Source organism: Thermincola sp. GK-1 (assembly GCF_059412445.1).
The window spans coordinates 1-24,348 of sequence record NZ_JBSQAT010000004.1 but is presented as its reverse complement, the minus strand read 5'-3'; the positions used below and the strand labels follow the sequence as shown (position 1 = coordinate 24,348).

Genomic DNA, 24,348 nt, shown 5'->3' with positions numbered 1-24,348 from the left:
TCAAATATTCAACCGGCATCGTCATATGGTAATTAGATCCTTCAGCTTGGCAAATTTCTGTTCGCCAATCCCCGACACCTTCTTTAAATCATTGATGTCTTTAAAGCCCCCGTTACTTTGCCGGTATTCGATAATTCTTTCCGCCAAAGCGGGTCCTATGCCGGGCAGACTGTCCAATTCTTTGGCGGAAGCGGTATTAATATTGACCTTCCCCGTGGGACCTGCGGGTCGACCACCGGAACCGGGGGAAGCAATCGGCGGTTGCGCGGAAGTAAAACGGTTAACCTCTCCCTGTCTGGGCACATAAATTTTTTGTTGGTCAACAACCAACTCGGCCAGGTTTAATGCGTTCAGGTCAGCCCTGGAACTGGGGATAGCCAAGCGGACGGCGTCGGCAACTCGCGCCCCCTCCGGCAGCCAGTATAATCCAGGCTTATTCACTGCGCCCACGATATGAAAGTAAACCATTTGGGCAACCCGGTCTTCCTCCGGGGTTTCTCCTTTCTGCCCGGCTTCCGCGGTTTTAGCTGCTCCTCTTCCCTCATCCGCAGCATCATTTTCCTCATCGGTTTCAGTCATCACCGTTTCATATGGGTTTGTCAGCCCGGAACCGGCCAGGCGGTATCCCAGTCCGAAAACCAGCGCCAACACTATAATTATTATCAACATTATTTCTTTTCTTTTCAAATCAATTTCCATAATAATCCTCTCCAATCCTCTCCCAATTTTAAATACAGTAATAGCCGGTATTTTTTCTATCGGACTTAACATAACACTACTACTCTAATTTTTAATTATATTTAAAAGTCCGTAAAAAACTTGTCGTTTTATGTCGCCGTTGAAAGTTTTTGTCTTTTTGGCGCAAAAAAAATGACCGCCTCAAAAGGCGGCCCATGTTTTGGGGATTTTAGGAGAATGAAGAAGTTCTCCTTAACAATATTATCGCTTTTAAATTGTTTACAAAAAAGACTAAAAATATTCACTTTTTATGCAAATAATGGCAGACCAATAAAAGGCAAGATTGCATTAGCTAAATGGTGAAATATTTTAATTGATTGTGTCCTGATTCACCCACGCTTTACCATAGCCCTGTACGGACCGTCAACTCTCTTTAAAGTTGAAAACAGCCATATACATTCCGGCATAAAAGGAGTAATATTGTTATCAGAAAAAAGCACTGCTTAATGCGCTGAATCCGATAAGGAACGGGGGACCCATTTCCACAGGGGTGAATCTCTATTGAGTAGGGTTACTCTTTCGACCCGAACCCGGCAGCTAACCTCGTAAGCGTTGAAAGGGAGGCGTGATAAACAGGTATTTTCTGCCCGTCTGTCCATCTCCCAGGAAAACCCTGGGTTTTATTTTTTTGTTTCGAGGTGTTTATTATGACAACGGCTGTTTTTCGGGCAACCAAAAAATTTTTGTTGGGCCGGCCATTGCGCACTTCCAGGCTGATGCACGAACGTCTGGGCAAAGCCAGGGCTTTGGCAGTTTTTTCTTCTGATGCTTTATCCTCCGTTGCTTACGCCACGGAAGAAATTTTAATGGTATTGGTTACGGCAGGCACTGCCGCCCTGCGTTTGTCTTTGCCGGTAGCTCTGGTTATTTCGGCGTTACTGGTTATACTCATAACCTCCTATCGCCAGACTATTTATGCATATCCGAACGGAGGCGGGGCTTATATAGTAGCCAAGGATAACCTTGGTACCGCCCCAGGATTGGTGGCAGCCGCAGCTTTATTGACTGATTATGTCCTTACCGTGGCCGTAAGTATTTCAGCAGGAGTAGCGGCCATTACATCTGCCTTCCCTGCACTTCTTGAATACAGGGTAGCCATCTGCCTCTTTTTCATAGCCCTGGTTACCCTGGCCAACCTCAGGGGAATGAAAGAATCAGCCACCATATTTGCAGTACCGACTTATATTTTCGTTTTCAGTATATACATTATGATTTTTGCGGGGCTCATCAAATATTTTACCGGTTCTTATGTTCCGGCTCACGCCATGGCGACTGCGGGGCCGGCGCAGGGTGTTACCCTGTACCTTATTCTCAGGGCCTTTTCTTCAGGTTGCTCTGCTCTGACCGGCGTGGAAGCAATCAGCAACGGAGTGCCTGCTTTCCGGCCACCAGAGTCAAAAAATGCCGGGATAACCCTTGTTTGGATGGGTAGTATCCTGATGACCATGTTTGTTGGAATTACGCTCCTGGCCAGGTTTTTCGGGATTGTACCCGTTCATGACCAGACAGTGGTGTCGCAAATTGCCGCTGCCATCTTTGGCCGTTCGCCGCTTTATTTCCTGATCCAGGCCAGTACAACGGCTATTTTGGTCCTGGCCGCCAACACCAGTTTTGCCGATTTTCCCCGATTGGCTTCTCTTTTGGCCAAAGATGGGTTTATGCCCAGGTTTATGGCCATGCGCGGGGATAAATTAGTATTTTCCAACGGCATTATCACCCTTGGGTTCCTGTCAGCCATACTGGTAATTATATTCGGCGGTTCTACCCATGCCTTAATTCCTTTGTATGCCGTCGGAGTCTTCCTCTCTTTTACCCTTTCCCAAAGCGGCATGGTCGTACACTGGCTAAAAACCAAGGAAAAAGGCTGGGTAAATCACGCGCTGATTAATGGGCTCGGCGCACTGGCCACCAGCATAGCGGTCGTAATTATCGCCCGCACAAAGTTTCTGTATGGGGCCTGGGTCGTTATTATCATTATCCCAGTGCTTGTCCTGACATTTCTAAAAATACACCGGCATTATTCTGAAATCACCGCCGAACTGGACCCCAACGGCTGTGCATGTTACCGTAAACTTAATCCCATTATTATCGTGCCCATCGCCAATATAAACAAAGTTGTGATCAATACCATCGAATACGCCAAATCCATGACGGATAATATAATTCCTGTTCACATTTGCATCAGTGAAGAAGGAGCCGGTCGATTAAAAGAAGAGTGGAAGAAATGGAACTTTGGCGTAGATTTGCTGGTTATTCCTTCTCCTTACCGTTCTATCTTCGGGCCTTTGCTGCGGTTTATCGATAGGGTGGAAGCCCGGGCCGGAGAAAACGATAAAGTCACTGTGCTCATCCCTGAATTTGTGCCCCGGAAATGGTGGCATTATTTCCTGCACAATCAAACAGGCATGTGGCTGAGGTTCCTCCTGCTCATGCGCAAAGATATAGTGATCAGTTCTGTTCCCTATCACTTGAAAAAATAAAGTTTCCTAAGTCACCTCCCGGCCAAAGTCTAAAACCTCTGTATGATGTCTATACTTATAATAAGAAAGGTCGGGAGGTCACAGATGAAAAAGAAGGAATTGGTTAAAGAGATTGAAAAACACTTAAAGCTTTACGAACAGTATCTGAAATCTCTCAGAAAAACGAAAAAAACCGGAACCAGATAAAGCACAGCCCGCCGGGCTGTGCTTTTGTCTGGTTATGGTTTCGTCAGTACAACCGTACAGTTATTCTCATTCCATGCTACCCCATAGCCAAAAGCCTCGGCCAGGACCCTGACATGGACAAAAGCCCTGCCGTGCTTCATAATCACAGGTTTATCTATTATTTTTGGGATACCGTTAAGCGTTATTTCCCTGCTGTTCACAACAAAACATATCTGCGTCTCCCCTTGCTGCACGGTAACCTCTTTTTTCCCGGCATCCCATGTTACTACAGCGTCCAACGCCTCTGCCAGCGTCCGGATGGGAACCATTACTCTGTTATCTTCCAAATAGGCTCTGCCTTCCCTGCCCTGAGCAACGGTCTTTCCGTTAACCACAAGTTCAACAAACTTCTGTAGCCCGTCTCCTTCCAGGTCCCAGTCTCTGTTGATAATTTCCACCGGCGTCCCAATGGGCGTCCGTTCATAAAGCCAAATAACATCCTGGTTAAACATCCTGATGCAGCCGCCGGAAGCATATTTCCCGATGGATTTCGGGTTATTCGTTCCGTGAATACCGTAAGTTCCGCCCGAGGTGCCGCGTGCATCAATCCCCAGCCAGCGGGCACCCAGCGGATTTCTGGGACTGCCACCGGGTATTTTTAACTTATTGTAATATGGATTGACCACTTTACGGACCACCCGGAAAGAGCCTTCAGGCGTGAGGTCCGGCGTGCGCCCCGTGGCCACCGGAAAAATCTTGCTCACTTGGCCGTTTTCCAGATAAGCCAGCTTGTTAACCTTCTTGTTGATAATTATCTTTTTTGCTTCAGTGGCAAATACCGGACCCGGCAATGAGCACAATAAAAACAAAGCCAGCAGAACACAACTGAACCTGCGCGTCCTTCTTCCCTCCCCCCAATAGTTTTTCACAGGGAAATAACTATGCGCAAGGGAGAGGACTTAGAACCGGCAACAATGGATAAGAATTAATTATCTCTATGCGACCTTTGATAGAAAACTTTTATTGGTCACATATATAGTTTTTATATACAATTATGTTGATACGGCAAATTCGTTCTTGAAAGGATGAAGCAGGTGATACTGTGCGCACAAGATATAAACAAATTTTTTCACACTCAGAACGGCAAACAAATCGAGGCTCTCAAAGATGTCAGTCTGTCTGTCAGGAAACACGAATTTGTTGCCATTGTCGGTCCAAGCGGCTGCGGTAAGAGCACCCTGCTAAATGTTTTGGCCGGACTTTATGAACCCGATACCGGCCAGGTTCTTATTAACGGCAGTCCCAGCAGGAGTTCCAGTGTCAAAAGGGGCCACATATCCCAGGCTGATACCCTTCTTCCCTGGCGAACGATAATGGAAAATGTCGAACTTGGACTCGAAATCAGAGGTATGGCCAAAAAAGAAAGAAGAGAAATTGCCGCCATGTTGATTAAACAGGTCGGTTTGGGCGGTTTTGAAAAAAGTTACCCCTTTGAGCTTTCGGGCGGGATGAGGAAGAGAGCTATTATAATCAGGACTCTGGCTTATGACCCTGAGATAATATTTATGGACGAGCCCTTTGTCGGGCTGGATGTTCAATCAAGAGACGAGCTTATGGATGACATCTTAAAATTATGGCAGGAAACAAAAAAAACCATCTTATTTGTAACCCACGACCTGGCCGAAGCGATAACCCTTGCCGACAGGGTTATTTTGATGAGCGCCCGGCCGGCCACTGTGAAAGCCGAATACCTGGTATCATTGCCCCGCCCCAGATCTGTGGCCGAGATCAAATTCACTCCTCAATTTATTCAGCTTCATAAACGTATTTGGGGAGATTTAAGTAACGAAGTAATGAAATCCTATAGAAATGAGGCGTCTTCATGAAAAACGTTGTACGAAAAAGACGGTAAGGGCCGGTTTAGGGAAATATCCTGGGATGAAGCCTTCTCTCTGATCACACGGCAGTTAAAAGATATCAAGGCCAAATATGGAGCAGAATCCCTGGCCGTTCACGTTGGCCATGCAGGAGTAAGAAAAGAATTCACCCCTTATGTGGAACTGTTTTGCAGGCTGTTCGGAACGCCGAACTTTTCCACGAGCGGGAGCCACTGCTACCTCTCCAAATTAATCGCCAATGAAATTACCTACGGCGGCCTGCCGGTTCCGGACCTGCCAAACAGCAAATGTGTAATTCTCTGGGGGTACAACCCAAAAGAATCCTATCCTCCGGTGAAGCGTATTATCAGCGAGGCACGCAAAAAGGGGACCGGGCTCATTGTAGTAGACCCCAGGGCAACCTCAACGGCAAGAGAATCCGACCTCCATCTCCAACTTCGCCCTGGAACTGACACAGCCCTGGCTCTTGGCCTGCTTAACGTAATCATCGGGGAAAATCTCTATGACCGTGAGTTCGTTGACAAATGGACCATTGGTTTCAGTGAGCTTCTTCAGCATATCCGGCAATATCCTCCGGAAGAAGTGGCAAAGATTACATGGGTACCGGCGGATAAAATCAGAAAGGCTGCTCGCATGTATGCGTCCTGTAAACCGGCCAGTATTGCTTCCGGAATCGCACCGGAACTTCTCACCAACGGGTTTCAGGCCGAACGGGCCATGTCTGTGTTACAGGCAATAACGGGTAACCTGGACATACCAGGAGGGGCTATCTTTACCCCACCGCCGAAATTGTCTCCTGTATTGGTAGAAACTGCAACAGAAAAGCCAGCCATTGGCAAAGAAGAGTTCCCCTTATTTCATAAATATACTAATCGTGCCCAGGCTAACTTATATCCAAGAGCAATTCTCGAAGGCAGGCCATACCCTATAAAAAGTTTAATAGTTGTTGGAAGTAATCCTGTTTTAACTTGGCCTGACGCCGGAAAAGTTAAAAGAGCACTGGGTAAATTAGAGTTTCTGGCGGTCATGGACCTGTTTCTGACGGAAACAGCTAAACTTGCTGATCTGGTTCTCCCTGCAGCAACGTTCTGGGAACGCGATGAAATATGGGACCATTCCTACATAATAGGCGACCCAAGGTTGGGAATGGCCCAAAAAGCACTACCGGTCGGAGACGTTATGACTGACTGGGCCTTTTGGCGAGAATTGGCAACCAGGCTGGGATACGGGCATGAATTCCCACCCAAAACCGAGTATGAAGCAATTAATTTTAGATTAAAACCATTAGGCCTTGATTTTGAACAACTGGCTGAGTGTCCGAACGGCTATATTTATCAGGAAAAGCAATACAAAAAATATGAAGAAGAGGGATTTAATACTCCCTCAGGAAAAGTTGAAATCTATTCCAAACAGTTGGAAAACCACGGGTATTATCCTCTGCCAACATATCACGAGCCCGGTGAAAGTCCCTGGTCCACGCCCGAAATTGCCAGAGATTATCCGTTTATTCTCAGCACCGGCGCGAGGGTTTTCAGTTATATCCATTCCCGCTACCGTAACCTGCCTTCATTTCGTAAACGGGTGTATGAGCCCTTAGTTGAAATGAACAGAAAAACAGCCGAAAAGCTAAAGATAAAAGACGGAGAGTTGATTGCCGTTGAGTCCCTGAGAGGAAGAATTGATCTCAAGGCAAAGTTAACAGAGGAGCTACATCCTCAAGTGATCTATGTTCCCCATGGTTGGGCCGAGGCCAATGTAAACCTTTTAACCGATGATACCGTTCTTGATCCTGTCACCGGTTTTCCGGCATTTAGGGCACTTTTGGCCCGGGTAAGAAAAATAAACCTTTCGCACCCATAAAAGCCCCGCCTTGTAGACGGGGCGACAATTTTTTCAGATGAATCGTTTATGACCTGCAACCATTTGATTGATGACCCCGAACATCTTATATGTGAGGCGTTCCCTGCAATATTTTAATCCCTCGCAGAGAGGCTAAAAACCCAAATCCTGCCCACCCGCTTCTGATAAATTGGATGAACTTCATTCCGGGTTATAACGGAATATCAACTTAGTAAGATGTCCAAATACATCCTTGCCCAGTTCCTCCCATAAAAAATACATCGACAATTTGTCTCCCGGGTATTCTTTTTTTATAATCTGCCAAAATTCTTCTGTGCTTTTGGTTTTCATGAGCCTTTCCTTTACATCGTCATTCATTTTCCTCAACCCCTTTTGATTTTCAATTCCTTATCAGGTACGCTTAAGACCTTTAGTAGTATGAGTCGTTCCGCAGAGAGGGCATATCCCAAACAAATGGTTTTTATTTTCGTCAAATACCATTACATATGTCAACAGGACGATGGGATATGGTTTTTGACATTTTCAGTCATCTGTTTCAATCCCCAATAGGTAGGCTAAAAACTAGGTCCCAAGTCTGGGTAATCAGTGCCCGTCTGGTGAGTTTCAATCCCTCATAGGTAGGCTAAAAACTTCGGATGAACTCTTAGAGATGACTGACTACCTTGAGTTTCAATCCCTTATAGGTAGGCTAAAAACGTCGGCGCAGAAGATATACAACCACATTCAGAAAATGTTTCAATCCCTTATAGGTAGGCTAAAAACAAAAGTCATAGCACGGTAATGATTAAAATAATCAGGTTTCAATCCCTTATAGGTAGGCTAAAAACTTAAAAAAATATCCCCAATACTTAAAGTAGGTATAAAGTTTCAATCCCTTATAGGTAGGCTAAAAACCTAGTTGGGTGGGCGTTGCACCGTTCTTGGTTGCCAGTTTCAATCCCTTATAGGTAGGCTAAAAACCGTGACCTCGTCTATACCAACGAAATCCATAGACCGACGTTTCAATCCCTTATAGGTAGGCTAAAAACGGAGTTTATGAAGAAGGAATGGAAATTCCATTAGGTTAGTTTCAATCCCTTATAGGTAGGCTAAAAACGTATTACTCTATGGTGGTAAATAAGGCTGGCCTCGGAGTTTCAATCCCTCATAGGTAGGCTAAAAACGGAATAGTGGCGGGGTGGCGGAAGCGAGAGAGCCGCAGTTTCAATCCCTCATAGGTAGGCTAAAAACGGGAATCACAGGTTAGATTTGAACAGGAAATTACTGAGTTTCAATCCCTCATAGGTAGGCTAAAAACGGAACATTCTGACATTTATTTCTGGGGGAATGTACCGAAGTTTCAATCCCTCATAGGTAGGCTAAAAACGATATCGTAATCGTTGGCCAGCTCTACCAATCGCTGGTTTCAATCCCTCATAGGTAGGCTAAAAACAAGAAATTGAAAAGGCTGGCTGCCGGCTGGAGTTTGTGTTTCAATCCCTCATAGGTAGGCTAAAAACGGGTAGTTGGAGCTATAAGCGCGGTACTACATTCGGGTTTCAATCCCTCATAGGTAGGCTAAAAACTCTACCAAATCATTCCAGGTAACCGTTTGGATTCGTTGTTTCAATCCCTCATAGGTAGGCTAAAAACCCAGCTCTATTGGGTCCGGTACTACGCCGTGGCGGAGTTTCAATCCCTCATAGGTAGGCTAAAAACTTATTTTGACGGAAATGGAAGTATTACTTATTCTGAGTTTCAATCCCTCATAGGTAGGCTAAAAACCTTTCACTGCCCCTATTGTGGCAGGAAGCACGGTGAGTTTCAATCCCTTATAGGTAGGCTAAAAACAAAAAAACCAATTTACAAAAGGCTTTGGTATTTGGTAGTTTCAATCCCTTATAGGTAGGCTAAAAACATGGACAATGAAACGGTGTCTGAGGAAGAGCTTCAGGTTTCAATCCCTTATAGGTAGGCTAAAAACGGGCGCGCTGGACATGCTCCAGTGCCTCAATATGCCGGGTTTCAATCCCTCATAGGTAGGCTAAAAACTTGAAGCATTGCGCCGGGCTGTTGCCCAGGGAGTGCTGTTTCAATCCCTCATAGGTAGGCTAAAAACAAAAACAGTATATTGTCCATGCAGCCGTAGTGTTTAGGGGTTTCAATCCCTCATAGGTAGGCTAAAAACTACACCAAACATTGTATTGTATTTCCGTCATTTTGGTTTCAATCCCTCATAGGTAGGCTAAAAACTATCTTTACTCTTTGCTTTCTCTGCTGTGTTATCTCACTGTTTCAATCCCTCATAGGTAGGCTAAAAACTAGTACAGTTCATAAGCGCGCTGAACAGCATATCAGCGTTTCAATCCCTTATAGGTAGGCTAAAAACTTATCCCAGTTTTCTACAACCGTTTCACCTTCAGAGTTTCAATCCCTCATAGGTAGGCTAAAAACTGAAGATCCTTTTGGCTTTCGTTTTCTGATGGAAGCTTTATTTCAATCCCTCATAGGTAGGCTAAAAACGGTATCGGGTCGTCGCCATTTTCAATGCGTTCCTTCATATTTCAATCCCTCATAGGTAGGCTAAAAACTGAGAATCCCTGAAAAATGAACGGTTAGCCGGGGCGATATTTCAATCCCTCATAGGTAGGCTAAAAACATTGGCTTAAAATTTTGGTTTAAATATAGGTATACGTAATTTCAATCCCTCATAGGTAGGCTAAAAACGTTACGGTGTCAACAGATTCTATACCTAATTCTGCATTTCAATCCCTCATAGGTAGGCTAAAAACTCCGGGCCGCCGATACTCTGCCTGCCCGTAAGTCCGATTTCAATCCCTCATAGGTAGGCTAAAAACGTAAATGTGGTGCGTTGTATAGTTCTGCCATTGCATTTCAATCCCTCATAGGTAGGCTAAAAACAATATGAATTAATTCACGCAAAAAATCCCTTTGCTCTTGATTTCAATCCCTCATAGGTAGGCTAAAAACCTTGAAGAAGGCGGGATATATGAAGCATCTATAAAAATATTTCAATCCCTCATAGGTAGGCTAAAAACAATCAGACTAACACCAGCCATAAAAGCGAGAATCTTATTTCAATCCCTCATAGGTAGGCTAAAAACCGGGGTCGATAACCCTTGACCAATACCGCTCTGCGGGGAATTTCAATCCCTCATAGGTAGGCTAAAAACCACAACAGGTAAAACATAATTTGCTTTAGCGACCAAGGCAAATTTCAATCCCTCATAGGTAGGCTAAAAACCTAACTTTAACATCGCCATATTCATTAGGTTCAGAATATTTCAATCCCTCATAGGTAGGCTAAAAACCTAAAAGTCAAAGTTAAAAATTTAGCAGTAAATTCCCTGCCATATTTCAATCCCTCATAGGTAGGCTAAAAACCCGTTCGGGCGGGCCAAAAAATCAGGTACAGCAAGGCTTTTTGGTTTTCTGTACCTTTCAGCATTTTAACATAAAAATGTTCTTTTTTAAAGGCCTGTTTTGCAGTATTTGCTTATTTTTCTAAGCCTGAGCCCTGTTTTGGCTTTGTCGTCGATCCCCCGGGGTTCTTGCGCTACCGGAGGTCGACGACAAATTTTCCGTCTGACCGGTTTCGGCTTTGAAGTTAATAATTCAGGGCTTACGCCCATCTGGTACTTTTCCAGTTTACACAGTTCCAGTCTGATTAACCGTCTTTATGAAACTTCCCTGCCAGTATCCCGGTGTTTGGTAGTAGTCTTGAGCTTGTTATCCCCCATGCCGGGTACACGTATATCGGCTAAATCATTTAACCATTTGGGAATGGTAAGGGTTTTTTTGACCGCCTTGTTCGCCGTGAAAAATTACGCTTAAATATTTATTATTATTAACTTATTTGAACGGGGCCGAATTTTTATTGAAACCCCGCCTGTTTTAGTAAGTTTCTTAAAGTCTTGGGGTCAAGGTCCTTCTTCGGATGAGGAACTGTTACCTGGTAGGCTAAAAACATAATTTGCAGCCGCAAAAACAAACCGGTATACTGTGCAGTAGAAAGGAGATGATGTCAATGACCACTGTCAGAGCGCCAATTTGCATGACCTGTGACCATTTCATTGATGACCCCGAACGTCTGATATGTGAGGCGTTCCCAAATGGAATTCCGGAAGCAATTATTAATAGTCAAGCTGATCACCGAATGCCTTTTCCAGGTGATAACGGCATACAATATAAGCGCAAACTCAATGGACCAGGTTCAGCCGAACCGCAATATTTCGATCCCTAAAATGCAGGCTAAAACCCTTAAATCCTACCCCACCCGCTTCTGATAAATTGGATGAACTTCATTCCGGAGTTTCGCTCATCAAATATGCCTCCAGCCATCTGTTTCAATCCCTCATAGGTAGGATAAAAACTGAAGCATTTCATAATTTTGCTTCATTCTTTCGGGTTTCAATTCCTCATAGGTAGGCTAAAAACCTCTGCGAACACCGTGTCCATGTCGCTGGCCTTCAGGAGTTTCAATCCCTTATAGGTAGGCTAAAAACTGGCTGGCTGATCGGGGCAGAGCCAAAGGCATTCCGAGTTTCGATCCCTATATGTCAACGCCGGAATTAAATTGACCCACTTTAGCCGGAATAGTTTTGACCCACCCCGGCTTCATGTAGTTGCCAGTACGGCATAAGTGCCGGTCTTTATGCGGTCTTTAAGTCGATAGCTGTTGCCACGGGTTTTCCCTGTCTTCTTCATAGGCCCATTATTAGCATGAAGATAACATCCAGAACCACATTTATCTTTCATTTTTCTCCTCTAAAGCAGGCTGTTCAAGCACACGGTATTTTCTTAAAATCGAATTGCAATAGTCCCTTAGTTTCGGCACATCATCAGAAACAGCTTCCCAAACTGTCGAAATACTTATATCTCCATATTTGTGCGCTATAAAATTTCTCATTCCCTTAATGTTCTTCCACGGAACTCCATTATGCATTTCTTTAAAGCTATCAGATAAATGACCAGACAGCTCACCAATTTGAAGGATGCACATTGATACTGCATTTCTATAAATGGAATTAGCCTTGAAGATTTCAAAGGAATTGCCAAAATACTCTATTGTTTCATAAATTTCATCACAATATTTTATAATATGCTCCAGAATATCAACGTTTCTTGCATCATTGCTCATAAAGCAAAATCTCCTCTCTGCTTATTCTTTTTAAAAATTTCTCATCAAGGCTGTCAGTAACGATTACATCAACATGCGTTTTAAATTTCTCCTCAAGGTCAATATGAAAGCCAGAAAGCTGGAATAGCCCCCGTATTCTCCCCTTATCAATACGCAGGTCAATGTCACTGCCAGGCCTTGCCTCACCTCTGGCATAGGACCCAAATAAAGTAACCCTTTCAACCCCATACTGCTTTGCAACTTTACTGACAATGTTCCGTATTTCATCAATGGTGTATATATGTTTCGTCATACCAAAACACCTCTTTTCCTTTTTTGGTAGACATTGTTTACAAACTTAAATCCTGTTCCAACAATATTCTCTGCTCCCTTATCTTATACTCATATTATATACTACATTGGGATATAATAAAATATTACTGTCGCTGCTGGTCAATCCGCTGAAGGAATCCACCAACTTCCGATGACTTGTGGTCTTACCTGTCCCCACATCCCCAGTTACAACAGCAAATAGCCTGTTTGGCTACATTCAAGCCTACTACGCAGTTCCTCCAGCCCGTCCTACAAAAAACAGCCTTAAACAGGCTGTTTTATTGTTGTTTTATATCGGTTACATTTTACTGCAGAGTGCCAAAAAAACGTGATATTTTGAAAAATTATTCGTTTTCCTCATTCATTTTGCAAATTTTGCTCAATCAGACAGTCATATGTGTTGGTTTATTCTGTAAATGCGGTGCTGGATTAATTTGCATAATCATAATACATTTCTATCCAGTCTAGAAAAAATTCACCTACTGTAACCTTAAATGGTTTAATGAAAGTGCCAGATTCTAGGTAGGCTATAAACCTTTTTCGTATGTTTTCCGTCAAATATCTGCCGGGTCGTTTCAATCCCTTATAGGTAGGCTAAAAACCCTAGAGCCTTCGGGCTCTTTTCTTTTGGGGTTGATAGTTTCAATCCCTTATAGGTAGGCTAAAAACAATCCCTCATGTATAGGAAATATAATCCTGAAACCAGTTTCAATCCCTTATAGGTAGGCTAAAAACAACCGAAGAAGAGAGAGAAGAAGCAGTAACGGAATATATGTTTCAATCCCTTATAGGTAGGCTAAAAACGGCAGTCCAACTTGATTTGAAGGTTACATCAAATAAGTTTCAATCCCTTATAGGTAGGCTAAAAACCGCACTGATTTTCGCAACTTTCATTTTCACATTCTTGGGTTTCAATCCCTTATAGGTAGGCTAAAAACTTGATTAAAGACTCACAAGCGGTTGCTACAGCAAAAATGTTTCAATCCCTTATAGGTAGGCTAAAAACATCATCCGGAATGGGCGGTAACGGAATCAGGATTATGTTTCAATCCCTTATAGGTAGGCTAAAAACATTAATAAAAAATATTTATATATGAGGATAAAAAAAGTTTCAATCCCTTATAGGTAGGCTAAAAACGAAACTCAGATTGATGCTGTTGTTACGGCTGTTACCGGTGTTTCAATCCCTTATAGGTAGGCTAAAAACTCTGACCAAGTACTAGCTGGCAAATTAACAGTTTTGTTTCAATCCCTTATAGGTAGGCTAAAAACTTAGGGCAACATTGCCAATATTGCCTTTGGCATCCACAGCAGTTTCAATCCCTTATAGGTAGGCTAAAAACCCAGCGCAGGTTGTGCCAAGCCTTTTTAACCTTGCGGCGTTTCAATCCCTTATAGGTAGGCTAAAAACGAAGGATTTGGTAGAATATGCCAAATCTAAAGAATATGGTTTCAATCCCTTATAGGTAGGCTAAAAACTATTCCCTGTGGAAGGAGAATGTGCCCGGATGAGAAAGTTTCAATCCCTTATAGGTAGGCTAAAAACTAATTATTATTCCAATAATAGCTATAAAGTTTCATATTAGTTTCAATCCCTTATAGGTAGGCTAAAAACACGTGAACTTCAGGAATACCCGAAACAACACCATGGTTTCAATCCCTTATAGGTAGGCTAAAAACTAAATAGACGGCTGTCTTTTAGTTCATTCCCTGATTTGTCGTTTCAATCCCTTATAGGTAGGCTAAAAACTTAGGGCAACATTGCCAATATTGCCTTTGGCATCCACAGCAGTTTCAATCCCTTATAGGTAGGCTAAAAACTGAAAGTTAGGAGGTAAGATTATGGCGTTTACTCCTTGGTTTCAATCCCTTATAGGTAGGCTAAAAACCAACAGTATGAACCCCGGCGACTTGAGACACCGCATAAGTTTCAATCCCTTATAGGTAGGCTAAAAACCCGCAAGGATAATTTGTACATGTACTTTTGCTCAGGTTTCAATCCCTTATAGGTAGGCTAAAAACGTGATCCGCTTACCTAGCCTTTGGCCCTGGTCCAGGTTTCAATCCCTTATAGGTAGGCTAAAAACAAGGATTTGTTGAATTCCAAGTTTCCTTTTTTGGGTGTTTCAATCCCTTATAGGTAGGCTAAAAACTCACCGTCTACTTTGTGGATATTACCGGGATACCCAGGTTTCAATCCCTTATAGGTAGGCTAAAAACGAAATGGCTTTTTGTATCTTTTCTGGACAGTCTGTAATAAGTTTCAATCCCTCATAGGTAGGCTAAAAACGACTTTATCAACATAGTTGCCTGGGGTACTCAGGCAGGTTTCAATCCCTCATAGGTAGGCTAAAAACAAAAAAGAGTATGGTTTAATTTAAAATTCTTAAGAGATGTTTCAATCCCTCATAGGTAGGCTAAAAACCATTCTCCGGGGTGGCTTCGAGGCCCCGGAAAATGGTTTCAATCCCTCATAGGTAGGCTAAAAACGAGGTCATCGACCGGTACTATGATGCCGAGTACTGGGAGTTTCAATCCCTCATAGGTAGGCTAAAAACAAACTTGCCCAAAGATAAACAGAGCTTGGCAGAGGGGTGTTTCAATCCCTCATAGGTAGGCTAAAAACCGAAGGAAGAAGTTTTCATTGGCTTGTATACATATAGTTTCAATCCCTCATAGGTAGGCTAAAAACCTCTAATACTGAGGGGGCGAGAGAAGAATGAATATAGGTTTCAATCCCTCATAGGTAGGCTAAAAACGAGGCAGAGGACAGACGAATCCGGGAGGCGCAGGAGAGTTTCAATCCCTCATAGGTAGGCTAAAAACTAATTATGTTCCAATTGAAATAAGAAAACAGCCAAAAGTTTCAATCCCTCATAGGTAGGCTAAAAACCTTGCCGACTACCCACAGGGTTGCACTGGCGGTTTCACGTTTCAATCCCTCATAGGTAGGCTAAAAACGGCTTACCCTTCATTACCCCTTCAAGTGTTTTGACTTGTTTCAATCCCTCATAGGTAGGCTAAAAACGACGATTTTTTGTTCGACTCTTTGGCTTGTTGGAGGAAGTTTCAATCCCTCATAGGTAGGCTAAAAACATGTTGGTAAAAGTTTTAGATGAACCAGTGAAGAAGCAGTTTCAATCCCTCATAGGTAGGCTAAAAACACGTTTATAATCTGGCGCAGCTTTGACTTTTCTTTGAGTTTCAATCCCTCATAGGTAGGCTAAAAACTTCGACATTCCAACCCTCCAGGCTCATGTATTGGCGTTTCAATCCCTCATAGGTAGGCTAAAAACTATAAATATTAATTTTAATTTATTTATTAACACATTTTATGTTTCAATCCCTCATAGGTAGGCTAAAAACTTAAGAAGAGTTTCATCAGAATCATCACGTTTAATGTTTCAATCCCTCATAGGTAGGCTAAAAACCCGGTTAGCCATTCTTTTGGTGTTGGTTCATACCCTTGTTTCAATCCCTCATAGGTAGGCTAAAAACGCTGGTACGGTTGCAGCGTCTCTTCCTATTGCCGGGTTTCAATCCCTCATAGGTAGGCTAAAAACTTTTACCGGCTTCCATTGCATTGTCCGGGAGCTTATCTTGTTTCAATCCCTCATAGGTAGGCTAAAAACGGGCGGTTAGGCTATGGCCAGTCATTGAGGAGGGGCTGAAGTTTCAATCCCTCATAGGTAGGCTAAAAACAAACACGGCAGCCCGGCTGTGCCGAGCGCCGGATATGGTTTCAATCCCTCATAGGTAGGCTAAAAACTTACCGCCGACAGCCATATAGAGGACCAGGCCGCCGTTTCAATCCCTCATAGGTAGGCTAAAAACGACCGTAATCTTCCAGCCATTTTAAGAGATATTCACGTTTCAATCCCTCATAGGTAGGCTAAAAACTCTTTGCCTGCGGGTTTAGCCTTATTTCCATTTGCACGCTTTGCTATTGGGTTTGATTTTGCTTTTCCACCATCTACCACCCCAAACATATCATGGGCTATTTCTCGCTTAAGCTTCTTAATGTCCTCTTTGGTCGGCTCCATCGGGAAGCCAATGCCAATGCCGTAGGTCATTCAATCACCTCGCTTTCGTGTAGCAAACACTTCTTTTGGATCGCAGTGGTCCTCTATGCTTTGTTTTATAACATTTTTGTATAGATGCCGACAAACATCCGTTCCGATATCAGCCAGTGTTATCTTTTCCTTGCCTGGGAATATCTCTTCTAATGCTTTTTTGAACTCTTGAGGGTCTGTGATGCCTAATAAACGGGCTTTTTCCTCCGAATTCATTTGCCCACCAACTTTGCTATAAAGTCATACAGTTCCCTGTCATTCTTTTGCAACACATCTGGTATTAGGATAAATGCCCTGTACCCCTCTGCAAAATATTCCCCCAAAACCTTGACATTAAATACCCGTCGATTGCCTACTTTGATAAAAATGTCGTTTTCCTCGATGTCTTCCATATACACCTTTGCCTGGGTTTCAATCCCTTATAGGTAGGCTAAAAACGTTATTACGAGGTTTTAGATGTATCTGAATTTATTGAGTTTCAATCCCTTATAGGTAGGCTAAAAACAAGAACGTTGTCCTTTTGTCTTCTTGTGAGAATTTTCCGGTTTCAATCCCTTATAGGTAGGCTAAAAACTCTGGAATGACCTTATATAATTGACCTTGTTCATCAGTTTCAATCCCTTATAGGTAGGCTAAAAACGTTATCAATAATTGAAAAAAAGGCCCGCGCGTTCATGTTTCAATCCCTTATAGGTAGGCTAAAAACGAATGCTGTCTTGGCCGCAGCCAGTAGCTCATCTCGAGTAGTTTCAATCCCTTATAGGTAGGCTAAAAACACAAAATCACCGGGTCCCGTTTCTGTTAATGGATTAGTCGTTTCAATCCCTTATAGGTAGGCTAAAAACGTATCTACTAACGATGGTTACATGATTATTAGAACGTTTCAATCCCTTATAGGTAGGCTAAAAACCCTTCCCATCACTTTATTTAATATTTCCCTGCTTTTGTTTCAATCCCTTATAGGTAGGCTAAAAACTTATTTTATGGGGGGAATTGTATGCGTTTTAAACGTTGTTTCAATCCCTTATAGGTAGGCTAAAAACTGATGCAGTTGTAGCAGGCGTGCAGAATTTTTGGGAGTTTCAATCCCTTATAGGTAGGCTAAAAACATGGAGAAGGTGGGGCCGAGGTTTACCCGATAGCCACGTTTCAATCCCTTATAGGTAGGCTAAAAACTGAGTTGATAGCCGCCGAAAATAAAAGCAATGATGTCAGTTTCAATCCCTTATAGGTAGGCTAAAAACTAGGGAATACTGGATATGCTCTTTATTCAGTTTTATCAGGTTTCAATCCCTTATAGGTAGGCTAAAAACCTTCACCAACTGAATACATCTTTTTAGTGCTAACTTTTATGTTTCAATCCCTTATAGGTAGGCTAAAAACAGGGCCGGGATGATGTGCTTGGTAATAACCATACGGGTTTCAATCCCTTATAGGTAGGCTAAAAACTAGGTTAGGAGCGTTGTTAACATTGTTAACAACAATGTTTCAATCCCTTATAGGTAGGCTAAAAACTACAATAAGTGTGCCCGGGGATTAGGAGTACACGTTCCGGTTTCAATCCCTTATAGGTAGGCTAAAAACGTTTGACTTCTGGAAAATTTTCTTTTAGCCATTCGCGTTTCAATCCCTTATAGGTAGGCTAAAAACCCGTTCGGGCGGGCCAAAAAATCAGGTACAGCAAGGCTTTTTGGTTTTCTGTACTTTCAGCATTTTAACATAAAAATGTTCTTTTTTAAAGGCCTGTTTTGCAGTATTTGCTTATTTTTCTAAGTCTGATCCCTGTTTTGGGTTTGTCGTCGATCCCCCGGGGTTTTTGCGCTACCGGAGGTCGACGACAAATTTTCCGTCTGATCGGTCTCGGCTTTGAAGTAATTATTCAGGGCTTACGCCCATCTGGTACTTTTCCAGTTTACACAGTTCCAGTCTGATTAACCGTCTTTATGAAACTTCCCTGCCAGTATCCCGGTGTTTGGTAGTAGTCTTGAGCTTGTTATCCCCCATGCCGGGTACACGTATATCGGCTAAATCATTTAACCATTTGGGGATGGTAAGGGTTTTTTTGACCGCCTTGTTCGCCGTGAAAAATTACGCTTAAATATTTATCCGGCTTTGATCTTGCTTTTCCACCGTCTACTGCCCCAAACCTATCACAAGCTAACTCTCGTTTCAGCTTCCTGATGTTCTTTTTAGCGGGCTCCGTTGGGAAACCAATGCCTATACCGGAGGTCACATAATCGCCCAAGTTTCTCCTTGGGTCGGTATGGTTTTCTTTTGTTTCTAGATTAACCCATTTTTCAAAGTAATCTATTTCAAGCAAATTCTTTAAATCCTCTCTATTCACCTTTAACCAACTCCCTAATAAATTCAAAAAGCTCTCTATCGCTTTTTCATGGACATATGTTAATTATATATGTTATTATATTTTTGTACGGTAGGTGATGCCATGAAAAGTTACTCTTCAACAGAAATTATCAAAATGCTTAAAGCCGATGGATGGTATGAAGTCAACCAAGTCGGTTCTCACAAACAGTTTAAACACCCAACAAAACCAGGAAGAGTAACAGTAACACATCCGGTAAAGGACATTCCAATCAGTACACTTAAAAGCATAATTAAGCAAGCGGGGCTTAAAATCTAAGTCCCCCAAAGCCTGCTAATATAAATCACCCAGGAGGAGGTTCAACTAATAATGAAAGACCATTATGCGTTTCCCGCTATATTTACATTCGAAGAAAACGGCATTTCAGTCGTATTCCCTGATTTGCCCGGTTGCTTACCTTGTGGCGCTAATGAAGATGAAGCTTTAAGAAACGCCAAAGAAGCATTGCAATTACACCTATACGGTATGGAAGAAGATAATGAAAATATTCCGGAACCGTCTAAAATCTCAGACTTAACTTTAGAAGCAAATCAGGCTATTGTACTTGTCGAAGTATGGATGCCACCTATCCGTGATAAAATAGCAAATAAAGCAGTTAATAAAATGGTAACGCTGCCTAAATGGTTAAACGATTTAGCAGTCCGGGAGAAGGTCAATGTTTCACATATCCTCCAGGATGCCCTAAAAAAACACTTTGGGATTGAAATCTATAAACAATCCTACAAAAAACAGCCTTAAACGGGCTGTTTTATTGTTGTTTTAGATCGGTTTCACTTTACTGCAGAGTGCCAAAAAACGCGAGATTTTGCAAAATATTAATTCGTTGTCCCGATTCATTGTGCAAATTTTGCTCAATCAGGAAGCCACATGTACCGGTTTATTTTGCAAAAGCGATACTGGATTAATTTGCAAAATCACAGGTAGACTAAAAACTTGGAATCGCTGCCTCAGCAACTGGCTATTTCCAGGTCTTTTTCACCAAGAAGTTTCTTTAGTTGCTCATTTTCCCTGGTGAGCTGCTTATAATCAGGATGGATTTGGTTAATAGTTGATTGATCCACAGGTACGGATTGGTGTTTGCCTTGTTTGTGTCTCTTACCCGCCGGCTAACCATGTTTGGATTCAGCTCGTGCCTTCTTGCTACTATGGCATTATTTCCTGTTTCCAGCGCTTCCTTAATAACTTGATTCTTAAATTTTAACTCTTAAGAGTCACATAAATTAGTTAGGGGGCTAAAAAGCTTAATGTTAGCCGTGGTGCCAGAAAAAAACAGGATATACAAATGGAAGAATTGAGCAGGATGACTTTTCTTGACCTCGTTCCTGAATTCGATTTGCATAGTTTTAGAGAAATTCTTGCCTCTTTGGCCTTTATGGATTTTTTATACCCCTCAAATATAACCTTAAACGTTATATCCAAATTAAGTTCATTTTTACGAAAAATTAATTTGTCTTTTTTATTGATAAATGTTTGAGCCATACCTCTACCGGCTCTGGTTTGCCAAAGAGGTAACCTTGATAAATCACATTTTTATAAGGATTGAGAAAAGCTACCTGTTCTTTAGTTTCTACGCCTTCGGCTACTACTGTGAGGTTAAAGTGTTCTGCTATTAAGATGATAGTTTTCACGATTGCAGCGTCGTCTGAATCAGTGGCTATATCCTGCACAAAACTTTTGTCGATTTTCAGCTCCGAAATTGGCAGGCGTTTTAGATAAGCTAACGAAGAATAGCCTGTACCAAAATCGTCGATAGAAAAGCGCACTCCAAGACTAGAAAGCTCATTCATTTTGGCAATCACAGCTTCTTTATCAGTAATCATTAATCCTTCCGTTACTTCCAACACGAGGTGGTTAGCATCAGCACCTGTTTTATGCAATATTGCTTTTACCAGTCCAACGAAATCAGGTTGGTGGAACTGTTTAGGGCTGACATTTACAGAAATGGGAAGCAACTTGTGAGCTGCGTTTAGCTGTGCAAGAAGCTGACAGGCTTCAGTAAGTACCCAGTCTCCTAACTCAATTATAAGTTCAGAATCTTCTGCAACAGGAATAAACACGCCAGGCAGTACTAGCCCGTGCTGCGGATGCTGCCATCGCACCAGAGCTTCAAAACCAACAATTTGGCCTGTTTTATTGACTTGTGGTTGCAGGTAAAGACGCAACTCGCCTGTTGCAATACCTTTACGCAAATCGCGTTCGATAGCAAAGCGTTCACGCAGTGCTTTTTCAAATGCTGGATCATAAATCACTACCTTGTTTCCACCAGCTGCCTTGGCCTGCTGCAGGGCCGTATTGACGTGCCGCAAGATACCAAGCGGAGTATCTTCTGCATCACACACCAAGAAGCCAGCCCCCACGCTTACTGTTATTGACACCAATTCATCTCCGACTTTTAGAGGCTTGCTACAAGCCAGCCAGGCTGTGTTAGCTATTTCCCGCAGCTGTTGCTCTGCTTCTTGTCTGTTGCACTTTGAAAAGTCAAATAGAAGAGCAAACTCATCAGCCGCTATTCGAGCAATCAGCGCGGCATCATCAAAGGTGTTTGAAAGACGCTCCGCAACTGCCTTAAGCAGGGCGTCGCCTTGGTCAAGACCGCGTGCATTGTCAAAATTTCTGAATCGGTCGATATTGACAAGCAGCAAATTTATCGGTTTTTTTTCATTAATCAGTTGCGTGAGCCGGGCATAGAGTTCGGCACGGTTAGCAAGCCGGGTAAGCGGATCAAAGCGGGCGAGGAAATCAGCCAGTGTTTTGGAGCGTTCGGTTGCTGCTGTAAACTGTTCCTGTAGTGTAATTATCCGCCGTCCGACATCAACCCGAGCACGCAATTCGCCAGAGTCGAAGGGTTTAACTAAATAATCGTCTGCACCAGCTTCTAAGGCTTCTACAATGTCTGTTTTTTCATTACGGGAAGTAAGCATTATGATGTATAGTGGCCTAACACGTGGCTTTCGACGCAATGCCTTTACTACTTCGATGCCGTTTTGACCTGGCATCATCCAGTCGAGAAGAAGAAGTCGCGGCGCATCAGGAGCCTGCATTAGTTCGAGAGCCTTTTCGCCATTGTCTACTGCTATGGGGTCATAACCCCATTTTTTAAGGATGGCAGCAAGCAAGGTTCGGGTTGTAAGATCATCTTCAACAACTAACACGCGCAAAGGTATTTGACTCATACCTATCCTCCTTTTATGGCGTCTTTCATTTCAATAAATGCCTCCTCGACATGCTTGGCAAGCGTATAAGCATTCTTTAAATCATTGTTAAGACAGGCTTTTTCGAGTTCTGCAGCAAAATGCGAAAGGCGAATTCCGCTTACATTGGCAGCAGCTCCTTTAATCGCATGGGCATAACGTGCGGCTTCTTCAGAATTCCCTTTATCGAGAGATTTATAAAGCCCACTTAGCTGATTAGGCATGTCGTTTAAAAAAGTATTAAGTACCAGCTCGGCTAGGGATTCATCATTCATCGAACGTTCGAGCAACTGTGCACGGTCAACTACCGGGTACATGTCTTCTGCTGGCCGAGAAGGCATTCCATTTTTGACCTGCTCTTCTTCACTATTCTCGGATAGCCAGCGTGAAAGAATAGCACGTAGTTTATCGACATTCAGCGGCTTAATAAGATAGTCGTTCATGCCTGTTGCAAGAAAACGTTCCTGGTCCTTGGGGAAAGCATTTGCGGTCAAGGCTATAATAGGCACATGTGGATTTAGTACTGCCGACTTTGGATCACGGATATGGCTGGTAGCTTCCAATCCATCCATGACTGGCATCTGGATGTCCATCAGCACTAGGTCGTAAGGAATCATCCGCAGAGCTTCTATTGCTTCAGCACCGTTGCTAACCGCATCAGCACTAACCCCGAGCTTTTTAAGGATACCAAGAACCACTTCCTGGTTTACCGAGTTATCTTCCACTACCAGAACACGTGCCCCTGGCTTGATCGTGAAAGAAGAGACAGATGTAGTTACCGGCGGAGAAGATATTTCACTAGACGGCACGAGTGGTGCTTTGGCTAACACGGTCATCAAAGTGTTAAGAAGTTCGGATTCACGTACTGGCTTATTGAGATAGGCGGCAAAGCCGATTTCTTTTAAACGCTTTATGCTAAATGTTTGACCTATTGATGACATCATTACCAGGATGGTATCGGTCAAACGTGGGTCAGCCTTAATTGCACGCCCTAAAGCTTCGCCGTCCATGCCAGGCATTTGTTCATCAATGATAGCTAGCTGATATGGTTTACCTTGTTCCTTAGCGTTGTGCAATGCCGCAAGTGCTGCAGGAGCATCAGCAACTTCATCCACCTGTAGTTCCCAAGCCTTGAGGCATTCTCGCAAAATTTCGCGGTTTACGGGATTATCATCGACAATTAAAGTACGTACGTTTACGATGCTAATTGGAAGTTGTGGATTTTTTGCAAAGGTTTTGCCTTTAATAAGTTGCGCAGTAAACCAAAATTCGGAGCCCTTGCCTTCTTCACTCTCTACGCCAATTTCACCACCCATTAATTCTATCAGTTGTTTGCTGATGGCAAGCCCAAGTCCGGTACCGCCGTATTTGCGCGTAATTGTGGAATCAATTTGGGAAAATTTCTGGAATAGACGCTCACATTTGTCAGGCGGGATGCCAATGCCTGTGTCACGCACAGCAAAGCGTAGTTTTACTCTTTCTCCAAAATCCTCAATAAGTTGGGCACGTATAACTACTTCGCCTTTTTCTGTGAATTTAATTGCATTGCCGGAAAGATTAATGAGGATCTGTCTTAAGCGTCCTGGATCACCTACAAGGTAACGCGGTACATTGGAACTAATGTGGCAGAAAAATTCAAGACCTTTTTTGTGTGCTGAAACAGCCATAATAGTAGCAAAGTCGCCAAGTAATTGTACAAGGTCAAATTCTACTTGTTCTAACTCCATCATACCTGCCTCAATCTTGGAAAAATCAAGAATGTCGTTGATAATTCCCAACAGATTTTCAGCACTCATGTGCGCAGTTTCAGCGTAATGCCGCTGTTCGGGAGTTAAGGGCGTATCAAGCAGCAAGTTGAGCATACCTAAAACGCCGTTAAGTGGCGTACGAATCTCATGGCTCATATTGGCAAGAAAGTCGCTCTTGGCACGATTAGCCACCTCGGCTTTCTTAGCTAGTTGTTCTGTATTGCGAATTGCATTTTCAAGTTTGCTATTAGTTTCAATGAGTTTTTCATTTGAGAGTTTTAATGTAAGCGTCAAACTCTACCCACCTGGCTTTATCCTCGGGTTTATAGGATAATCTTCCTCAAGAATATCGAATATTAG

17 protein-coding genes, 3 CRISPR repeat arrays and 1 riboswitch are annotated in these 24,348 nt (G+C 42.9%); of the genes, 6 read left to right on the top strand and 11 right to left on the bottom strand.

The genetic code is table 11. The annotated features are described in order from the left end of the window. Positions 1 to 21: 21 nt before the first annotated feature. Positions 22 to 699: a ComEA family DNA-binding protein gene (locus tag ACSNJE_RS04805; protein ID WP_495252120.1), complete on the bottom strand. Its 678-nt coding sequence runs from the start codon at positions 697 to 699 to the stop codon at positions 22 to 24. Between the two features lie 478 nt (positions 700 to 1,177). Beyond that, a riboswitch (cyclic di-AMP (ydaO/yuaA leader) is annotated at positions 1,178 to 1,306 on the top strand. Between the two features lie 79 nt (positions 1,307 to 1,385). Between ACSNJE_RS04805 and ACSNJE_RS04800 the strand changes: the two genes are divergently transcribed. Then, entirely contained in the window at positions 1,386 to 3,218 is a 1,833-nt protein-coding gene (locus ACSNJE_RS04800) for an APC family permease (RefSeq protein WP_495252119.1), read from the top strand. Between the two features lie 218 nt (positions 3,219 to 3,436). Here ACSNJE_RS04800 and ACSNJE_RS04795 read toward each other — a convergent pair whose 3' ends face one another. Continuing rightward, positions 3,437 to 4,243: a L,D-transpeptidase family protein gene (locus ACSNJE_RS04795; RefSeq protein ID WP_495252118.1), complete on the bottom strand. Its 807-nt coding sequence runs from the start codon at positions 4,241 to 4,243 to the stop codon at positions 3,437 to 3,439. 234 nt (positions 4,244 to 4,477) lie between these two features. Here ACSNJE_RS04795 and ACSNJE_RS04790 point away from each other — a divergent pair, with 234 nt between their 5' ends. Both ACSNJE_RS04790 and ACSNJE_RS04785 read left to right on the top strand, forming a co-directional pair. Continuing rightward, positions 4,478 to 5,269 carry an ABC transporter ATP-binding protein gene (locus ACSNJE_RS04790; RefSeq protein WP_474660345.1) on the top strand — a complete coding sequence of 264 codons (792 nt, stop codon included), beginning with the start codon at positions 4,478 to 4,480 and terminating at the stop codon, positions 5,267 to 5,269. 6 nt (positions 5,270 to 5,275) lie between these two features. Next, a complete protein-coding gene (locus tag ACSNJE_RS04785; protein WP_495252117.1) occupies positions 5,276 to 7,141 on the top strand; it encodes a molybdopterin-containing oxidoreductase family protein in 1,866 nt (621 codons plus the stop codon). A gap of 180 nt (positions 7,142 to 7,321) precedes the next feature. On the opposite strand, the gene ACSNJE_RS04780 is transcribed toward ACSNJE_RS04785, so the two are convergent. Both ACSNJE_RS04780 and ACSNJE_RS04775 read right to left on the bottom strand, forming a co-directional pair. Further along, complete coding sequence (locus tag ACSNJE_RS04780) at positions 7,322 to 7,498, bottom strand: hypothetical protein (protein ID WP_474773890.1); 177 nt, start codon at positions 7,496 to 7,498, stop codon at positions 7,322 to 7,324. 175 nt (positions 7,499 to 7,673) lie between these two features. Then, positions 7,674 to 10,525: direct repeats of the CRISPR family, unit length 30 nt; unit sequence GTTTCAATCCCTTATAGGTAGGCTAAAAAC. Between the two features lie 490 nt (positions 10,526 to 11,015). Next, a complete protein-coding gene (locus ACSNJE_RS04775; RefSeq protein ID WP_495252116.1) occupies positions 11,016 to 11,111 on the bottom strand; it encodes a type II toxin-antitoxin system HicA family toxin in 96 nt (31 codons plus the stop codon). Positions 11,112 to 11,168: 57 nt separating this feature from the next. On the opposite strand from ACSNJE_RS04775, the gene ACSNJE_RS04770 reads away from it, so the two are divergent. Beyond that, entirely contained in the window at positions 11,169 to 11,384 is a 216-nt protein-coding gene (locus ACSNJE_RS04770) for a hypothetical protein (RefSeq protein ID WP_474774720.1), read from the top strand. A gap of 504 nt (positions 11,385 to 11,888) precedes the next feature. On the opposite strand, the gene ACSNJE_RS04765 is transcribed toward ACSNJE_RS04770, so the two are convergent. The 5 genes from ACSNJE_RS04765 to ACSNJE_RS04745 all read right to left on the bottom strand — a co-directional run bounded on the left by ACSNJE_RS04765 (position 11,889) and on the right by ACSNJE_RS04745 (position 19,010). Then, positions 11,889 to 12,281 (bottom strand): HepT-like ribonuclease domain-containing protein, encoded by a 393-nt coding sequence (locus tag ACSNJE_RS04765; protein ID WP_495252115.1) that lies wholly within the window; start codon positions 12,279 to 12,281, stop codon positions 11,889 to 11,891. Further along, positions 12,271 to 12,573, bottom strand: coding sequence for a nucleotidyltransferase family protein (locus ACSNJE_RS04760; RefSeq protein WP_495252114.1), 303 nt, complete (start codon positions 12,571 to 12,573; stop codon positions 12,271 to 12,273). The genes ACSNJE_RS04765 and ACSNJE_RS04760 overlap by 11 nt, the downstream gene beginning before the upstream one ends. 592 nt (positions 12,574 to 13,165) lie before the next feature. After that, positions 13,166 to 16,493: direct repeats of the CRISPR family, unit length 30 nt; unit sequence GTTTCAATCCCTTATAGGTAGGCTAAAAAC. Positions 16,494 to 16,666: 173 nt separating this feature from the next. Further along, positions 16,667 to 16,882 carry a hypothetical protein gene (locus ACSNJE_RS04755; RefSeq protein WP_495252113.1) on the bottom strand — a complete coding sequence of 72 codons (216 nt, stop codon included), beginning with the start codon at positions 16,880 to 16,882 and terminating at the stop codon, positions 16,667 to 16,669. Further along, positions 16,879 to 17,058 carry a hypothetical protein gene (locus ACSNJE_RS04750; RefSeq protein WP_495252112.1) on the bottom strand — a complete coding sequence of 60 codons (180 nt, stop codon included), beginning with the start codon at positions 17,056 to 17,058 and terminating at the stop codon, positions 16,879 to 16,881. Before ACSNJE_RS04750 ends, ACSNJE_RS04755 begins: the two co-directional genes overlap by 4 nt. Positions 17,059 to 17,073: 15 nt before the next feature. Further along, a CRISPR array of direct repeats spans positions 17,074 to 18,316; the repeat unit is 30 nt; unit sequence GTTTCAATCCCTTATAGGTAGGCTAAAAAC. A 379-nt stretch (positions 18,317 to 18,695) separates the two neighbouring features. Further along, entirely contained in the window at positions 18,696 to 19,010 is a 315-nt protein-coding gene (locus ACSNJE_RS04745; RefSeq protein WP_495252111.1) for a hypothetical protein, read from the bottom strand. Between the two features lie 102 nt (positions 19,011 to 19,112). Here ACSNJE_RS04745 and ACSNJE_RS04740 point away from each other — a divergent pair, with 102 nt between their 5' ends. Both ACSNJE_RS04740 and ACSNJE_RS04735 read left to right on the top strand, forming a co-directional pair. Continuing rightward, positions 19,113 to 19,307, top strand: a complete 195-nt coding sequence (locus ACSNJE_RS04740; RefSeq protein ID WP_474659907.1) for a type II toxin-antitoxin system HicA family toxin — start codon at positions 19,113 to 19,115, stop codon at positions 19,305 to 19,307. A gap of 51 nt (positions 19,308 to 19,358) precedes the next feature. Then, complete coding sequence (locus ACSNJE_RS04735) at positions 19,359 to 19,787, top strand: type II toxin-antitoxin system HicB family antitoxin (protein WP_495252110.1); 429 nt, start codon at positions 19,359 to 19,361, stop codon at positions 19,785 to 19,787. Between the two features lie 704 nt (positions 19,788 to 20,491). Here the strand turns inward: ACSNJE_RS04735 and ACSNJE_RS04730 are convergent. Both ACSNJE_RS04730 and ACSNJE_RS04725 read right to left on the bottom strand, forming a co-directional pair. Further along, positions 20,492 to 22,222: a two-component system response regulator gene (locus ACSNJE_RS04730; RefSeq protein WP_495252109.1), complete on the bottom strand. Its 1,731-nt coding sequence runs from the start codon at positions 22,220 to 22,222 to the stop codon at positions 20,492 to 20,494. A gap of 2 nt (positions 22,223 to 22,224) precedes the next feature. Further along, positions 22,225 to 24,282 (bottom strand): response regulator, encoded by a 2,058-nt coding sequence (locus tag ACSNJE_RS04725; protein WP_495252108.1) that lies wholly within the window; start codon positions 24,280 to 24,282, stop codon positions 22,225 to 22,227. Positions 24,283 to 24,348 lie beyond the last annotated feature (66 nt).

What these genes read in the sequence shown, in the direction of transcription:
- ACSNJE_RS04760 (WP_495252114.1), bottom strand. Translation starts at nt 12,573, where the DNA reads ATGACGAAACATATATACACCATTGATGAAATACGGAACATTGTCAGT.
- ACSNJE_RS04730 (WP_495252109.1), bottom strand. Translation starts at nt 22,222, where the DNA reads ATGAGTCAAATACCTTTGCGCGTGTTAGTTGTTGAAGATGATCTTACA.
- ACSNJE_RS04765 (WP_495252115.1), bottom strand. Translation starts at nt 12,281, where the DNA reads ATGAGCAATGATGCAAGAAACGTTGATATTCTGGAGCATATTATAAAA.
- ACSNJE_RS04775 (WP_495252116.1), bottom strand. Translation starts at nt 11,111, where the DNA reads ATGTTTTTAGCCTACCAGGTAACAGTTCCTCATCCGAAGAAGGACCTT.
- ACSNJE_RS04770 (WP_474774720.1), top strand. Translation starts at nt 11,169, where the DNA reads ATGACCACTGTCAGAGCGCCAATTTGCATGACCTGTGACCATTTCATT.
- ACSNJE_RS04755 (WP_495252113.1), bottom strand. Translation starts at nt 16,882, where the DNA reads ATGAATTCGGAGGAAAAAGCCCGTTTATTAGGCATCACAGACCCTCAA.
- ACSNJE_RS04800 (WP_495252119.1), top strand. Translation starts at nt 1,386, where the DNA reads ATGACAACGGCTGTTTTTCGGGCAACCAAAAAATTTTTGTTGGGCCGG.
- ACSNJE_RS04740 (WP_474659907.1), top strand. Translation starts at nt 19,113, where the DNA reads ATGAAAAGTTACTCTTCAACAGAAATTATCAAAATGCTTAAAGCCGAT.
- ACSNJE_RS04750 (WP_495252112.1), bottom strand. Translation starts at nt 17,058, where the DNA reads ATGGAAGACATCGAGGAAAACGACATTTTTATCAAAGTAGGCAATCGA.
- ACSNJE_RS04780 (WP_474773890.1), bottom strand. Translation starts at nt 7,498, where the DNA reads ATGAATGACGATGTAAAGGAAAGGCTCATGAAAACCAAAAGCACAGAA.
- ACSNJE_RS04805 (WP_495252120.1), bottom strand. Translation starts at nt 699, where the DNA reads ATGGAAATTGATTTGAAAAGAAAAGAAATAATGTTGATAATAATTATA.
- ACSNJE_RS04735 (WP_495252110.1), top strand. Translation starts at nt 19,359, where the DNA reads ATGAAAGACCATTATGCGTTTCCCGCTATATTTACATTCGAAGAAAAC.